This is a genomic window from Rhodococcus sp. ACPA1, assembly GCF_002300195.1.
Taxonomy (GTDB): domain Bacteria; phylum Actinomycetota; class Actinomycetes; order Mycobacteriales; family Mycobacteriaceae; genus Rhodococcus_F; species Rhodococcus_F opacus.
The window spans coordinates 186,768-201,242 of the sequence record NZ_NSDX01000001.1 but is presented as its reverse complement, the minus strand read 5'-3'; the positions used below and the strand labels follow the sequence as shown (position 1 = coordinate 201,242).

The following is a 14,475-nucleotide window of genomic DNA, read 5'->3' as shown; positions in this document are numbered from 1 at the left end:
CGTCACCGTTTCCGTCGCCACCATCGTCGGCCGGCCCGGGGCGGATCGTCGGGTTCCGGGGTCGCCGTCACCGGCGGCTTCCGCGCCGGCCGGTTCTGCTGCCGCCAGGTCGCGACGACCTCGTTCGCGTCGACCGGACTGACCGGGATCCGTGGGCCGGAGGGTGCCCGCAACCAGGCGACGATCTGCAGGTTGAGCTGGGCCACCACGTCCCGGACCGACTGCTCCGACGGCAGCCCACGGATAGTGTCGGGCAACCGCTCGATCTCCTTCCGCAGCTGCAGCGGCGTCGGGAGCAGCGAATCGGTGGGCAGATTCTCGCGCCGGAGATAGTTCTTCACCCACCACAGTTCGTCGTCGACATCGCCTGCCGGAATCGGTTTACCCGAGCCGGGGAGATCGTCGAAGTCGCCGCGCTCCTGAGCCAGCCGGATCTGCTTGTCGATCCAGCTCTCGAAGCTCACCCCGGGAGGTTTGCGCTCGGTCACGGACGCCATTCTTCCAGGACCCGGTTCAGCCCGCCTCGGTGTCGGCTCCCGTGTAGAACGCGGTCGTGCGGTCGCCGGCCGCGGTCGCCGCACCCTCCGGCGTCCCGAACGCGATGCTCGCGTCCCGCCATTTCTCACTGCTCGCCGTGATGAACTCCTTGCCCTCATCGGTCGTCGCCAGGCCTCGCTCGCCTTCGGGTCCATCGACTCCCCCGTCCTCAGGTGCAGGTACAGCCCCATGACCCCGAGTTCCCAGCTGACGTTGCCGCCGTACTCCCAGGTCGCGGTGAATCCGTTCGGCGGGTCACAGGTGAGGATCTCGCCGCCGGCGTTGCCTTCGAGCTGGTAGCGACCGTGCAGGCGCAGGTCACCCGTCACCGGCAGGAACCACCGCGGGATTCGCTCGGCGGTGGTGCAGGCCTCCCACACCTCCTCGACGGTGGCGTCGTAGGTCTGACCGATCGTCACGGTGCGGGCCTCGCCCGCCTCGAGCGTCCGGCTGCCCACCGACCGGCGTACGGCGAATGCAATCGCTTGCCAATGCGCATTCCTCGTTTTACTGTGACACTGCGTCTCAGTTAACTGGACCGGCGACGACGGTTCCCCATCCGCGCAGGGAAGAAGCCATGACAGCGACAACCACCCAGCACGCGGCCGCACCCGACGGCAGCGGAGACGAGCGGCACCTGCGCGTCGTCGTGGTCGGCGCCGGACTGTCCGGGATCGCCGCCGCGGTCAAGCTCGAACGCGCGGGCATCACGGACTTCGTCGTGCTGGAGAAGTCCGATCGCGTGGGGGGCGTGTGGCGCGAGAACACGTACCCCGGGTGCGGTGTCGACATCCCCGCCCCCGTGTACTCGTTCTCCTTCCACCCCAATCCGCGGTGGCGCAGCAACTTCGCCCTGCAACCGGAACTGCTGTCCTACATCGAGGACACCGTCGACACGTTCGGTCTGCAGTCCAGAATCTCGATGCAGACCGAACTCCGCGAAGCCGCCTGGTCCGACGAGCGTCGACGCTGGATCCTCGACACAAGCCGCGGCACGATCGTCGCCCAGCACGTGATCTTCGCGGCAGGCCCCATCACCGAACCGAGCACTCCTGCCGTACCCGGAATCGACGGCTTCGACGGCGACCTCTTCCACTCGGCCCGCTGGAACCACGACGTCGACCTCACCGGAAAGAGGGTCGCGGTCGTGGGCACCGGCGCGTCCGCGGTGCAGTTCATCCCCGAGATCCAGCCGGACGTCGAGGAGTTGTACGTCTTTCAGCGCACCCCGGCCTGGGTGGTGCCGCGCCTGGATTTTCCGTTCCCCCGGATCGCCCAGTCGGTGTTCGCGCGGGTGCCCGCGGTGCAGCGCGCGTTCCGGCGACTCCTCGACGTCGTCCTGCGGACGCTCAGTTTGGCAATGCGCCGCGAACGCACCGCCCGGCTCCTCAATCCCCTCGGCACCCGCTGGCTGGCCAGGCAGGTGCCGGACCCGGCACTTCGCGCGGCCCTGACACCGAACTTCACGCTCGGATGCAAACGCCTCCTGCTGTCCAACACGTATCTCCCGGCGCTGACGAAGAGCAACGTCGAGTTGATTCCGCACGCCCTCGCCGAGGTCGACGGACGCGTGGTCGTCGGTGCTGACGGCATCCGCCGCGAGGTCGACGTCATCATCTTCGGCACCGGCTTCGACGTGAGTCATCCGCCGATCGCGAGCCGGATCCGCGGACGCGACGGAACACTGCTGTCGGAGAAGTGGTCGAAGAGCCCCGAGGCCTACCTGGCCACGACGACGCCCGGCGCACCGAACGCGTACATCATGCTCGGCCCGAACATCCTGGTGTACAACTCGTTTCTCGGACTGTCCGAGACCCAGCTCGACTACGTGATCGACGGACTCACCAAGGCGGAGCGGCAGGGCATCGAAGTGCTCGAGGTACGCGATCAGCCGTTCCGCCGGTTCAACGACGCGGTGCAGAAGGGTCTGGAGCCGACCGTCTTCAACAACGGCGGATGCAGTAGCTACTACCTCGACGCCGACGGCAGGAACTTCGCCGCGTGGCCCTGGTCCACCGGCTCCCTGCGCCGTCGCCTCGCCCGGTTCGACCTCGAGAACTACGCCATCCGGCCGTACCGGACAGCGCAGTCCCCCGCCCTCCACCCCTCAGGAAAGTCACGATGATCGAGATCCATCACACTGCCCTCGCCGGCGCACCGGTCGCCGCTGCGTTCGACTACGTGGACGACTACCGCCACGTCCCGTCCTGGATGTTCGGGATCACGAAGTTCGATCCGATCGGCGACCAGGATCGGGGCCTCGGCGCGGTCTACGACGCCGCGATGAAGGTCGGCCCCAAGACCCTCGACTCCGTGGTGAAGGTCACCGGGTGGGAACGCAATTCGGTGATCGAGCTGGAATCGATCGACGGCCTGTACACCCATTCGCGGTGGCAGTTCGAGGCGGCCGGCGAAACCGAGACCCGCATGACGGTCGACTTCCGCTACGACCTGCCCGGCGGCCTCGCAGGTAAGGCGCTCGGCAAGATCATCGAGCCCTTCGTCGCGCAGGCGATCCGCCACACAGACGCCATCCTGCGGCGCCAGGTCGAGCAGAGCGCGAAGCACTCGTCCTGATCTTCGCGGCCCGCGCCCGTCGGGGCGGATGCGGGCCGCGAAGCTCTTCGTCGGGTTTACATAGTTAGTTAGCCTATGTAATATGTTTGGCATGGACGACGACACTCGGCTGCAGAGCCTGCTCGTCGACTTGGTCACGAATTCTCACCGATTCACCAGGCTCGCGAGCTCCTTCGGATCCGAGGACCGCCCCCGGACGTGGACACGTGCCCTCGCCCTGCTCGACGACCACGGCGAGCTACGCATCAGCGAGTTCGCCCGCATCGACCGCTGCTCCCCACCGTCCGCGACCGCCCTGCTCCAGAAGCTGGCCGATCGCGGATACGTTGCCCGCCGACCCGATCCGGAAGACGCCCGGGCCGTCCGGGTGTCCATCACGGACCTGGGCCGCGAATGGCTGACCCTGTCCCGCAACGAGATCGCGGGTGCACTCGCCCCGCACTTCGCGGACCTCGAACCCGAGCAACTCGAACGACTGACGCAGGGCCTGTCGGAACTGCGTTCGATCGTCAAGTCGTCGGACCGCTCCTGACAACCCATCCACACCCCGACGTACATCGAAGGAGGTGGCCGTGAGCACCACGACCGCAACCGTCACGAACAGCACATCCAGCGAGGCGCCACCGAGCCTCCTCCACCAGCCGAAGTCGGTGTGGGCCGTCGCCTTCGCCAGCGTCATCGCGTTCATGGGCATCGGGCTCGTCGACCCCATCCTCAAGCCGATCGGCGAACAACTGGACGCGACGCCGTCCCAGGTGTCGCTGCTGTTCACCAGTTACATGCTGGTCACCGGTGTCGCGATGCTCATCACCGGCGTGGTGTCGAGCCGGATCGGCGCCAAGAAGACCCTCCTCACCGGTCTCGCCGTCATCATCGTGTTCGCGGCGCTGGCAGGCAGCTCCGGCACCATCGGGCAGATCGTCGGCTTCCGCGCCGGCTGGGGACTGGGCAACGCCCTGTTCATCGCCACCGCCCTCGCCGCCATCGTCGGCGCGGCCAGCGGCGGCGTCGCGCGGGCCATCATCCTCTACGAGGCCGCGCTGGGCATCGGCATCGCCGTCGGCCCGCTGGTCGGTGGCGTCCTCGGCAACATCAGCTGGCGCGCACCGTTCTTCGGCGTCGCAGCCCTGATGGCCGTCGCGTTCATCCTCATCGTCGTGATGCTGCCGTCCGCACCCAAGCCGGAGCACCGCACGTCGATCGCCGCACCGTTCCTCGCCCTGCGCCACCGCGGCCTGCTCACCGTCGCGATCACCGCGCTGCTCTACAACTACGGCTTCTTCACACTGCTCGCGTACACGCCGTTCCCGCTCGACATGGGCACGTACTCGATCGGATTCATCTTCTTCGGGTGGGGTCTCGCGCTGGCCGTCGCGTCGGTGTTCCTCGCCCCGCGACTGCAGCGGCGCTTCGGCACCCTGCCGATGATGATGGTGGCCCTCGCGCTGTTCGCCCTCGACCTCGCCATGATGGCCGCGTTCACCGACAACAAGACCGTACTCGTCGTCGGTGTCGTGCTCGCCGGACTCTTCCTCGGTGTCAACAACACGCTCATCACCGAGACCGTGATGATCTCCGCGCCCGTCGAGCGGTCGACGGCGTCCGCGGCGTACAGCTTCGTCCGCTTCGTCGGTGGCGCCGCAGCACCGTGGGTCGCGGGCAAGCTCGGTGAGAGCAACATCCACATGCCGTTCTGGGTCGGCGCCGTGTGCACCGCCGCCGCGATCATCGTGCTCGCGACCGGACGCCAGGTCCTCGCCCACGTCGACGAGCACGATCCCGAACCGCACAGCGTCGAGGAGGCACTGGCCGTCACGGCCGCCGACGCCGACTGAACACCCCCATGTGAGTGGCGAAGTGTGCCGAGGCACACTTCGCCACTCACATGTGCGGTCAGAGGTTCAGGTCAGGGAGGCCGAGGAGCGAACGGTACTCGAGACCCTCGGCCGCGATCACCTCGTCGGCACCGGTCGCGCGGTCGACGACGGTCGCGACACCGACGACGATCGCCCCGACATCGCGCAACGCCTTCACCGCGGTGAGCGGAGAGTTGCCCGTGGTGGTGGTGTCCTCGACGACGAGGACACGCTTGCCGACGACGTCCGGTCCCTCGATCTGCCGCTGCATGCCGTGCGCCTTCGCGGCCTTGCGCACCACGAACGAATCGATCGGCCTGCCCGGGGCGTGCATCACCGCCATCGCCACCGGGTCGGCGCCCATCGTCAGTCCGCCGACGGCGTCGAAATCCCAGTCCGCCACCAGTTCACGCAGCAACTTCCCGATCAGCGGGCCCGCCTCGTGATGCAGCGTGGCGCGGCGAAGGTCCACGTAGTAGTCGGCTTCCTTGCCCGAAGACAACGTCACCTTGCCGTGCACAACAGCCAGCTCACGCACCAACGCGGCCAGATCCTCGCGATCACTCATGCCCGAAACACTACCCACCTCTACGTGCGGGCACGCCCCCGGCCGAACACGTTGGTCAGCCGCCGGACCAGACTCTTCGGGACGAGGCGACCGGCAGTGGTCAGCACCTTGTACTGGAGGCCGGGAATGCTCACGACCTTGCCGTCCTCGAGATCGGCCAGCGACGCCGCGACCACCTGGTCGACGCTCAACCACATCGGCTTCGGAATCGAACTCATCTCGATGCCCGCGCGCTCGTGGAACTCGGTGCGGATGAAGCCCGGGCACAGCGCCTGGATCCGCACACCCGTACCGCCCAGCCCGTTCGCCAGTCCCTCGGAGAACGAGATCACATACGCCTTGCTCGCCGAATAGGTCGATCCCCGGCCGGACAGCAGGCCGGCGACGCTCGCCACGTTGATGACGGTGCCGTTCGCCGACGCGATCATGGTGGGCAACGCCGCACGGGTCAGCTGCATGACTGCGGTGACGTTCACGTCCAGCTGGGACTGCAACAGCTCCGGCGTCGCCGTCCAGAATTCGCCCGAAGTGCCGAATCCGGCGTTGTTGACCAGCGCCTCGACACCCTTCCCGAGGCGCTGCGCCACTTCCTCGCGCCCGGATGCCGTGGCCAGATCGGCCTGCAGGATCTCGGACTCGGTGTCGAACAACGCCTTCATCTCGTCGGCGAGGGCGTGCAGGCGGGTCTCGTCACGCGCGACGAGCACGAGGTCGTAACCGAGAGACGCGAACTTCCTCGCGAAACCGGCACCGAGCCCCGACGTCGGGCCGGTGACGAGGGCAACGGGTCGGGCGGAACTGGAGGGCGTCGACATACCGGTGACGGTAGCAAGGCGCTGCGCGCCTGTGCGCGGTTAGCGAGTCCGCGGACTCGTCACGCACTCACGGGCGCGGAGCGTCCGGGGTCGGCGGGCGGGAAGCGCCGGGAGTCTGCGGGCGCGGAGCGTCCGGGGTCGGCGGGCGGGAAGCGCCGGGGGCCTGCGGGCGGGGAGCGCCGGGGGCCTGCGGGCGGGGAGCGCCGGGGGCCTGCGGGCGGGGAGCGCCGGGGGCCGGCTGGCGGGGAGACGCCGGACGCGCGGGACGCGCCTCGGCGGGAGCGCCTTCCCGTAGTCGCGGCCGGCTCGGGTCGTGGTGGCCGCGGTCGAGTCCGCGCGGTTCGGTGACCGGAGGCAGGACGTGCAGGATGCCGGACAGCCGGGCGACGGCCTCGATGGCCGAATCCCATTCACGGCCGCTGCTGCCGATGGGCAGCGAACCGAGGGTCCACTCGCCCTCGCTCCACAGCATGTTCACATGCGGCGGCACCGACTCGGTGAACGCCACCATGCGCTGATCGCAGACCCTGCGGGCGATTTCGAGGTCGGTGGCGAACACAACTCGCGGTCCGATGGCACCGAGGAGTTCGAGATCCGAATCCTTGGGCGGCGGGGTCGACTTGAGGCGCAGGTCGATGTCGACGTCCGAGCCAACCCGGCGGCGCACTGCGACGATGGTCGCGGTCTCCTCGAGGTCGAACAGGATGAACGACTCGCCCCGGCGTTCGCCCTTCACCACATCGATGGCGCTGAGGTACTCCTGCTTGGCCAGCGCCGCCCGATGGAACTGGCCGGGTAGCTTCTCTTCGACGTTGTCGTACGTGTAGCCCTGGGCCTTGGCCCAGATCTGCCGCACACGACCCGTCTGATCACGACGCGAGCGATCGAAATAGAGCAGCGCGCACGCGCCTGCGAGTGCGATCAACGCCAGTACGAACCACATTCCCGTCATCGGTGATCAGCCTAGCGAGTCGACGCCGTTACGAGGCGAAGCGGTACCCGGACACCCCGTGTCGGTTTTGCCCGGACCCATCGTCTCAGTTACCGCCGAGCTTCGGCAGCTCGGTGCTGATGATCGTCTCGGCCGTCATCGTGCCGTTCTCGACCTTCGTTCCCTGCACCATCACGGTGAACCCGGGCTTCAGATCGGCGACCGTGGTGCCGTCGAGTGCGATCACAGTGGTCTGCGCGTTGGTCTGGACCGTCAACTGGGAACCGCCGAGGGCGTCGAGGGTCAGCGTGGAGCCGTCGTTGGCGCTGATCGTCCCGAACGCGGCGCCGGCAGCGCCGATGGCCTCGCCGATTCCGCCGGGGAGTTGATCGAGCGGCGACTCCGACGTGGTGGACGGCGGCGGGGTCGTCGTCTTCGGCGGCGCGGTGGTGGCGGGCGGACGGGACGTGGTCGGACCCGCCGCCGTGGTGCTCGAGGAGTTGTTCGGCGCGGACGTGAAGAGGGCGACACCGAAGCCGATGACGGCGATCAGCAGCAGCGCGGCCGCCGCCGCGGCGATCCACGTGGCTATCCGGCGGGGTTTCTTCTCCTCGGGACTCTCGGCGACCGGCGCCTGGTACTGCGAGCCCGGGTACTGACCCGGCGGGTACTGGGCGTTCGGGTACTGCCCCGTCGAATAACCGCCCTGGTACTGCTGGGCGTCGTACGGCGGATACGCCTGCGTGGCGTTCGGCGGCGGAGCCTGCGGGTCGTACCGCGGATCGTAGGTCGGGTAGGCCTGCGTCGGATTGGGCTGGTTCCGCCCGTACGCCGCGGTCGGATCGGACGTGTAGAACTGCTCGGTCGGCGTGCCTGCGGGGCCCATGTGCTCGGTGCGCTGCTCGGGCGATCCGAGATGCTCGGTCGGCTGGTCCCGCCGCGACCAGGCCTGGGTGGGGTCCTCGTCACCAGCCCTCGACGCGGAATCGTCGGTGGTCCACGACTCCGTTCCGTCGTACGCGCGTTCCTGCGGGGTGCGCGGGTCGTCGGGGTTCGTCATGATCGGCCCCTCCCTCGGGTTCGTCCGGCCGGAGTCGTGCGGCTACGGACGGTCCAGGGTAACGACGAAACTTAAGACGTCGCTGTGAAAACACAGGTGAGTGGCACGGCGTGCGGGAGCACACCGTGCCACTCACATACGGATCAGCCGAGGACGAGCGCGTCCCCGGTCTCGGACACCTTCACGGGGACGGTGTCACCGTCCTTGACGTCACCGGCGAGCAGCAGCTTCGCGAGCTGGTCGCCGATGGCCTGCTGGATCAGCCGGCGCAGCGGCCTGGCCCCGTACATGGGATCGTAGCCGCGGACGGCCAGCCAGAAGCGGGCCGAGTCGGACACGTCCAGCGTCAGTCGCCGCGCCGCGAGCCGGCGGGACAGCTGGTCGAGCTGGATGTTGACGATGGACTCGAGCTGCTCTTCCGTGAGCGGGTCGAAGATCACGACGTCGTCGAGCCGGTTGATGAACTCCGGCTTGAACGCGTGCCGGACCGCATCCATCACCTGCTCCCGTGATCCACCCGCACCGAGGTTGGACGTGAGGATCAGGATGGTGTTGCGGAAGTCGACCGTGCGTCCCTGACCGTCCGTCAGCCGGCCTTCGTCGAGGACGGCGAGCAGGATGTCGAACACGTCGGGGTGCGCCTTCTCCACCTCGTCGAACAGCACGACCGTGTACGGACGCCGCCGCACGGCCTCGGTGAGCTGGCCACCCGCCTCGTACCCGACGTATCCGGGCGGGGCGCCGACGAGCCGGGCCACCGAATGCTTCTCGCTGTACTCGGACATGTCGATGCGGACCATGGCGCGCTCGTCGTCGAACAGGAAGTCCGCGAGGGACTTCGCGAGCTCCGTCTTACCGACGCCGGTCGGTCCGAGGAACAGGAACGACCCGGTGGGCCGGTTGGGGTCGGCGACTCCGGCGCGGGCGCGGCGAACCGCATCCGAGACGGCGACGACGGCCTCTTCCTGGCCGACGACCCGCTTGCCGAGTTCGGACTCCATCCGCAGCAGCTTGGCGGTCTCGCCCTCCATCATGCGGCCGGCGGGGATGCCGGTCCATGCCGCGACCACGTCTGCGACGTCGTCGGGACCCACTTCCTCCTTGAGCATGACGTCACCGTCGGCGGCGGCACCCGACTCGCGGGCCGCCTGCTCGAGTTCCTTCTCGAGCTGCGGGATGCGGCCGTACCGCAGCTCCGCGGCCCGGCCGAGGTCGCCGTCGCGTTCGGCGCGTTCCTCCTCGCCGCGCAGCGTCTCCAGCTGCTCCTTGACCCCGCGCACGGAGTCGATGGCCTGCTTCTCGTTCTGCCAGCGGGTGGTCAGCTGATTGAGCTTCTCCCGTTCGTCGGCCAGTTCCTGACGCAGCTTCTCGAGCCGGTCCTTCGACGCCGCGTCGGATTCCTTCTGCAGCGCCATCTCCTCGATCTCGAGGCGGCGGACGATGCGTTCGACGGAGTCGATCTCCTCGGGTCGCGAGTCGATCTCCATCCGCAGCCGGGAAGCGGCCTCGTCCACGAGGTCGATCGCCTTGTCCGGGAGGAACCGGGACGTGATGTACCGGTCGCTGAGCGTGGCGGCGGCGACCAGCGCGGAATCGGTGATGCGCACGCCGTGGTGCACCTCGTACCGCTCCTTGAGCCCGCGCAGGATGCCGACGGTGTCCTCGACGGATGGTTCACCCACCAGCACCTGCTGGAAGCGGCGTTCGAGGGCCGCGTCCTTCTCGATGTACTTGCGGTACTCGTCTAGCGTGGTCGCGCCGACGAGCCGCAGCTCACCGCGGGCGAGCATCGGCTTGATCATGTTGCCCGCGTCCATCGCGGACTCACCGGTGGCACCCGCACCGACGATGGTGTGGAGCTCGTCGATGAACGTGATGACCTGACCGGCCGAGTTCTTGATGTCGTCGAGGACGGCCTTGAGCCGCTCCTCGAACTCGCCGCGGTATTTGGCGCCCGCGACCATCGATCCGAGGTCGAGGGAGATCACCGACTTGCCGCGCAGCGATTCGGGAACGTCGCCGGCGACGATGCGCTGGGCGAGCCCCTCGACGATGGCGGTCTTGCCGACGCCGGGCTCACCGATCAGCACCGGGTTGTTCTTGGTCCGGCGGCTGAGCACCTGCACGACGCGGCGGATCTCGTTGTCGCGGCCGATCACCGGGTCGAGCTTGCCGTTCCGGGCCGCCGCGGTGAGGTCGGTGGAGTACTTCTCGAGCGCCTGGTACGTCCCCTCCGGATCCGGGCTGGTGACGCGCGCACTGCCGCGGACGGTGGTGAACGCGTCACGCAGCGCCTCGGGGGTGGCGCCGTGCCGCTTCAGCAGTCCGGCCACGTCCGACTCACCCGAGGCGAGTCCGACCATCAGGTGTTCCGTCGACACGTACTCGTCGTCGAGTTCGGTGGCGAGGTGCTGTGCTGCGGTGAGTGCGGCGAGGGCCTCGCGGCCGAGCTGCGGTGTGGTCGTGGCGCCCGTCGTCTTCGGCAGCCGGTCGACGAGATCCTGCCCTTCACGATGGACCACGGTGGGATCGACGCCGACCGCCTTGAGCAGCGGGGCGGCGATGCCGTCGGTCTGGTCGAGCAGGGCCACGAGCAGATGCGCGGGCCTGATGTCGGGATTACCGGCCGACGACGCCGACTGGAGCGCAGCGGTCATCGCGGCCTGGGTCTTGGTGGTCGGATTGAACGAGTCCACTGTTCACCTCTTCTGGCGTTGTAGAGCGGTCCGCCGCCCGCGGCCGAGTGGCACGTGGCGACGCTGTCATCTTCTTAACGCGCGAAGGGTTGAGTCTGTTCCGCTCAACTTTGAAAAATTTTCCGCTTCACCCATTCTCTCGCCCCGCGACGCTTCGCGGGGCGAGATGTCAGGCCCCGATCGCGGCCGCCATCGTCGGCCAGGAGGCGGACAGGTCGTCGCGCCAGTACCCCCACGAGTGTGTTCCGACCGGCCGGAGGTCGACCGTGGCCGGAATGTCCAGGGCGCGGAGTTTCTCCGCCAGCCGCATCGTGCAGTCGTTGGTGACGGCCTCGATGACACCACCCACCACGACCTGCGTCGCGAGGTTGCGACGGTCGCCGCCGACGGTCCGGGCGTCGAGGGTGTCGTACGGTCCCGGCAACCCGCTGCCATTGGAGATGTAGAGGGTGGTCCCCCGGAGCTTCTCCGCGTTGACGTACGGATCGTTCGCGGCCCACAGCGGATCGTTGGCCGCACCCCACATGTTCTCGGGGTTGCCGCCGAAGTCCGACACCGTGATCTCGACGAACCGCCGCGCCACCGGGTCGCTCGTCATCGCGCACCCGCTGTACGCCCCGACGCTCTGATACAGCCCCGGCTCGGAGATCGCGAGGTTGAGGACGCTGGTCGCGGACATGGACAGCCCGGCGATGGCGTTCTTCCCGGTCGTCTCGAGCGCGGAATCGACGATCGGTGGCAGTTCCTTCGTCAGGAACGTCTGCCACTTGTTCCGCCCGAGCTCGGGGTCGTCCTGCTTCCAGTCCGCGTAGTAACTGGACTGGCCGCCGAACGGGATGACCACGTTGACGTCCTTGTCGGAGAAGAACTTCTCGACGTCCGCCTTCTGCTCCCAGCCGAACTGCTCGGAGTTCCCCTCGACGCCGCCGAGCATGTAGACGGTGGGACGCTTCTCCGACGCGGCCCGGATGACCCGGACGGTGATGTCCTTGTCCATGGCGGTCGAGTGGACGGTGAAGTTCATCTGCGATTCGCCCACCGTGGTGACCTCGACCAACCGCGAACCGTCGGGCGCCTCGTCGGCGGAGATCGACTCGATCGTCGTCCGGGGTTCGGCGGAGACGACGCCTCCGCCGCTGATCACCGTCAGCGTCACGGCCGCCACGACAGCGGCAGTCCGGCGGACCCGGACCGAACTGGGCATCCCCGGACGAAACCGACCCCGATCCCGCGCACCGCCAACTCTCATGGGCCCCCCTCGGTAACACTGCCTGTTAACTGGATGCATCGTGCCTTGCCGGTGGTCACAGCTCAATAGCGACCCACCGAAATACCGGGGGCACACGCCGAACCGGCCGTTGCCGTAACCCGGGGTCCGCCCGCGGGACGGCTAGAATGCGGGTGTTCGAATCAGCAGGCACGGAGGCAGGGGACGGCTTGACACGAGATTGCCTCGATCCGCTCGTGATTTCGCGTCTGCGCGCCAGCTTTTCGTCGATCGTGTCCACCGAACACGGACGCAACCGGCTCACCACCACGTTCTACGCCACCCTGTTCGCCGAACACCCCGAATTCCGCTCCCTCTTCCCGGCTGCGCTGGATCAGCAGGGTCACCGCCTGTTCCAAGCACTGCAGTTCGTCATCGACAACCTCGACGACGAGGGCCGGGTCCTCGGTTTCCTCAGCCAGCTCGGCCGCGACCACCGCAAGTACGGCGTCGAGGGCAGGCACTACTTCGCGTCGGGCAATGCGCTGCTGGTCGCCGTGCAGAGTTCCTTCACCCAGGCCATCTGGACGCCCTCGCTGACCGCGGCCTGGACGGAACTGCTCGACCTCCTCCTGCACACGATGGCCGACGCCGCGGACACCGACGACCTGCCCGCCGCGTGGGGCGCCACCGTGGTCGATCACGAACGTCGCCTCGACGACCTCGCGATCGTCCGTCTCGAGACCGACTCCCCCATCCCCTACGGTGCGGGCCAGTACCTCAGCGTCCAGATCCCGCAGCGGCTCCGGATGTGGCGGTACCTGTCGGCTGCCATCCCCGCCAACCCGTACGGCCAGCTCGAGTTCCACGTGCGCCGCGTGTCGGGTGGGTGGGTGAGCCCCGCCATCGTGAACGAGACGCAGGTGGGCGACCGCTGGCTGCTCAGCTCCCCGCTCGGTGGTCTCGAGGTCGACCGCGACAGCGGGCAGGACGTCCTGATGATCGGTTCGGGGACCGGCATCGCGCCGCTGCGCGCCCAGGTGATGGAAATGGCGATGCGGTCGAACAATCCGCGGGTCCACATGTTCGTGGGCGGCAAGTATCCGTGCGATCTGTACGACATCGAGACCTTGTGGCACCTGTCGCTGAGCAATCCGTGGCTGACCGTGGTTCCCGTGTCCGAGGAGGACGAGGACCCGTGGTGGCACACGATTCCCGCCCCGGAGGCGCCGCCGGGATTGCATCAACGACTCCAGGGGCAGCTCGGCCGCGTCGTCGCCCGGTTCGGGTCGTGGGCGGACCGGCAGATCCAGATCTCCGGTTCTCCGGCGATGATCAAGACCACGGTGTACGCGTTGCAGGGCGGCGGTACACCGCCCGAACTGATCCGGCACGACCCCCTGATCTAGTCGCGCAGCCCGTCCCCGCCCATCCGCTATCCGGTTCGACCGTCGGGAGAGCATCACGCCATGCAAGCCACGCAGACCACCTGGACCAGCACTGTCGTCGAACATCACCGCCTGCGGCACGACCTCGCGGTGGTCCGCCTCGTCGGTGACTACGTCCCGTTCGTGCCGGGGCAATACGTGGACGTGAGCGTGCCTCAGAACCCGCGACTGCTGCGCAGACTCTCCCCTGCCCTGCCGCCGTCACTGGACGGCAAGCTCGAATTCCACGTCCGGACGGTGCCCGGCGGCTGGGTCAGCGGCGGCATCGTCACGGGGACCTCGCCCGGCGACCAGTGGCAGATCCTCGAACCGCGCGGCACGATGTCCGTCGACGAGGACGGGCCGGACGTCATCATGATCGCCGGGGGCACCGGCATGGCCCCGTTTCGGTCGATCCTGCTGGACCTGTCGCGCAAGCCGAATCCGCCGCGGGTGTTCCTGTTCACCGGCGATCGGACGCCGCGCGATCTCTATGCGTCCGACATGCTCTACCTGCTGCTGCAGGATCTGCCGTGGCTCACCGTCATCCCGGTGGTGGAGAACGTCGTGAATCCGGAGTGGACCGACGAATGGTACGAACGCACCAGGGTGGACGTGGGGTTCACCGAGGACGACCTCATCGAGGGCTCACTGCCCGACGTCGTGACGTCCTACGGCGCGTTCACCGAGCACCAGGTGCTGGTGTGCGGTTCGGCGGCGATGGTCCGCGCCACCCTCGACCGCCTCCGGGACACCGGGACCCCCACGGAGAACATTCAGTTCGACCCGTACTGAGCCGTT

Annotated in this window: 13 protein-coding genes and 1 pseudogene; 6 read left to right on the top strand and 8 right to left on the bottom strand. The window is 68.1% G+C overall.

The annotated features are described in order from the left end of the window. Positions 1-2: 2 nt before the first annotated feature. Complete coding sequence (locus CJ177_RS00770; protein ID WP_005571728.1) at positions 3-497, bottom strand: DUF1992 domain-containing protein; 495 nt, start codon at positions 495-497, stop codon at positions 3-5. 16 nt (positions 498-513) lie between these two features. Further along, a pseudogene (locus CJ177_RS49305) lies at positions 514-1,019 on the bottom strand (SRPBCC domain-containing protein). Between the two features lie 95 nt (positions 1,020-1,114). Between CJ177_RS49305 and CJ177_RS00760 the strand changes: the two are divergent. From CJ177_RS00760 to CJ177_RS00745, 4 genes are all read left to right on the top strand, one after another. Then, on the top strand, positions 1,115-2,662 hold the full coding sequence (locus CJ177_RS00760) for an NAD(P)/FAD-dependent oxidoreductase (RefSeq protein ID WP_095867088.1): 1,548 nt from the start codon (positions 1,115-1,117) through the stop codon (positions 2,660-2,662). Beyond that, a complete protein-coding gene (locus CJ177_RS00755) occupies positions 2,659-3,114 on the top strand; it encodes an SRPBCC family protein (protein ID WP_095867087.1) in 456 nt (151 codons plus the stop codon). The genes CJ177_RS00760 and CJ177_RS00755 overlap by 4 nt, the downstream gene beginning before the upstream one ends. 91 nt (positions 3,115-3,205) lie before the next feature. Continuing rightward, the gene (locus CJ177_RS00750; RefSeq protein ID WP_061045733.1) at positions 3,206-3,646 is read left to right on the top strand and encodes a MarR family winged helix-turn-helix transcriptional regulator; all 441 of its coding nucleotides are present in this window, start codon (positions 3,206-3,208) and stop codon (positions 3,644-3,646) included. A gap of 34 nt (positions 3,647-3,680) precedes the next feature. Continuing rightward, positions 3,681-4,949 (top strand): MFS transporter, encoded by a 1,269-nt coding sequence (locus CJ177_RS00745; RefSeq protein WP_061045734.1) that lies wholly within the window; start codon positions 3,681-3,683, stop codon positions 4,947-4,949. Positions 4,950-5,007: 58 nt separating this feature from the next. Here the strand turns inward: CJ177_RS00745 and pyrE are convergent, their stop codons facing one another. The 6 genes from pyrE to CJ177_RS00715 form a co-directional block, all read right to left on the bottom strand. Then, positions 5,008-5,538: an orotate phosphoribosyltransferase gene (gene pyrE / locus CJ177_RS00740; RefSeq protein WP_005238397.1), complete on the bottom strand. Its 531-nt coding sequence runs from the start codon at positions 5,536-5,538 to the stop codon at positions 5,008-5,010. A 20-nt stretch (positions 5,539-5,558) separates the two neighbouring features. After that, positions 5,559-6,353, bottom strand: a complete 795-nt coding sequence (locus CJ177_RS00735; protein ID WP_095867086.1) for an SDR family oxidoreductase — start codon at positions 6,351-6,353, stop codon at positions 5,559-5,561. Between the two features lie 67 nt (positions 6,354-6,420). Beyond that, positions 6,421-7,296, bottom strand: coding sequence for a hypothetical protein (locus CJ177_RS00730; protein ID WP_257014393.1), 876 nt, complete (start codon positions 7,294-7,296; stop codon positions 6,421-6,423). 94 nt (positions 7,297-7,390) lie between these two features. Beyond that, positions 7,391-8,344 carry a DUF5666 domain-containing protein gene (locus CJ177_RS00725; RefSeq protein WP_095867085.1) on the bottom strand — a complete coding sequence of 318 codons (954 nt, stop codon included), beginning with the start codon at positions 8,342-8,344 and terminating at the stop codon, positions 7,391-7,393. A 143-nt stretch (positions 8,345-8,487) separates the two neighbouring features. Further along, entirely contained in the window at positions 8,488-11,040 is a 2,553-nt protein-coding gene (clpB, locus tag CJ177_RS00720; protein WP_061700223.1) for an ATP-dependent chaperone ClpB, read from the bottom strand. 169 nt (positions 11,041-11,209) lie between these two features. Next, positions 11,210-12,244: an alpha/beta hydrolase family protein gene (locus CJ177_RS00715; RefSeq protein WP_025432072.1), complete on the bottom strand. Its 1,035-nt coding sequence runs from the start codon at positions 12,242-12,244 to the stop codon at positions 11,210-11,212. A 191-nt stretch (positions 12,245-12,435) separates the two neighbouring features. Here CJ177_RS00715 and CJ177_RS00710 point away from each other — a divergent pair, with 191 nt between their 5' ends. Both CJ177_RS00710 and CJ177_RS00705 read left to right on the top strand, forming a co-directional pair. Continuing rightward, on the top strand, positions 12,436-13,656 hold the full coding sequence (locus CJ177_RS00710) for a globin domain-containing protein (RefSeq protein WP_095867084.1): 1,221 nt from the start codon (positions 12,436-12,438) through the stop codon (positions 13,654-13,656). Between the two features lie 60 nt (positions 13,657-13,716). Further along, positions 13,717-14,469 (top strand): FAD-binding oxidoreductase, encoded by a 753-nt coding sequence (locus tag CJ177_RS00705; RefSeq protein ID WP_095867083.1) that lies wholly within the window; start codon positions 13,717-13,719, stop codon positions 14,467-14,469. Positions 14,470-14,475: the final 6 nt, after the last annotated feature.

Excerpts from the sequence above, each read along its gene's own strand:
- CJ177_RS00770 (WP_005571728.1), bottom strand. The coding sequence starts at position 497 with ATGGCGTCCGTGACCGAGCGCAAACCTCCCGGGGTGAGCTTCGAGAGC.
- CJ177_RS00760 (WP_095867088.1), top strand. The coding sequence starts at position 1,115 with ATGACAGCGACAACCACCCAGCACGCGGCCGCACCCGACGGCAGCGGA.
- CJ177_RS00755 (WP_095867087.1), top strand. The coding sequence starts at position 2,659 with ATGATCGAGATCCATCACACTGCCCTCGCCGGCGCACCGGTCGCCGCT.
- CJ177_RS00750 (WP_061045733.1), top strand. The coding sequence starts at position 3,206 with ATGGACGACGACACTCGGCTGCAGAGCCTGCTCGTCGACTTGGTCACG.
- pyrE (WP_005238397.1), bottom strand. The coding sequence starts at position 5,538 with ATGAGTGATCGCGAGGATCTGGCCGCGTTGGTGCGTGAGCTGGCTGTT.
- CJ177_RS00735 (WP_095867086.1), bottom strand. The coding sequence starts at position 6,353 with ATGTCGACGCCCTCCAGTTCCGCCCGACCCGTTGCCCTCGTCACCGGC.
- CJ177_RS00730 (WP_257014393.1), bottom strand. The coding sequence starts at position 7,296 with ATGTGGTTCGTACTGGCGTTGATCGCACTCGCAGGCGCGTGCGCGCTG.
- CJ177_RS00725 (WP_095867085.1), bottom strand. The coding sequence starts at position 8,344 with ATGACGAACCCCGACGACCCGCGCACCCCGCAGGAACGCGCGTACGAC.
- CJ177_RS00715 (WP_025432072.1), bottom strand. The coding sequence starts at position 12,244 with ATGCCCAGTTCGGTCCGGGTCCGCCGGACTGCCGCTGTCGTGGCGGCC.
- CJ177_RS00710 (WP_095867084.1), top strand. The coding sequence starts at position 12,436 with ATGCGGGTGTTCGAATCAGCAGGCACGGAGGCAGGGGACGGCTTGACA.
- CJ177_RS00705 (WP_095867083.1), top strand. The coding sequence starts at position 13,717 with ATGCAAGCCACGCAGACCACCTGGACCAGCACTGTCGTCGAACATCAC.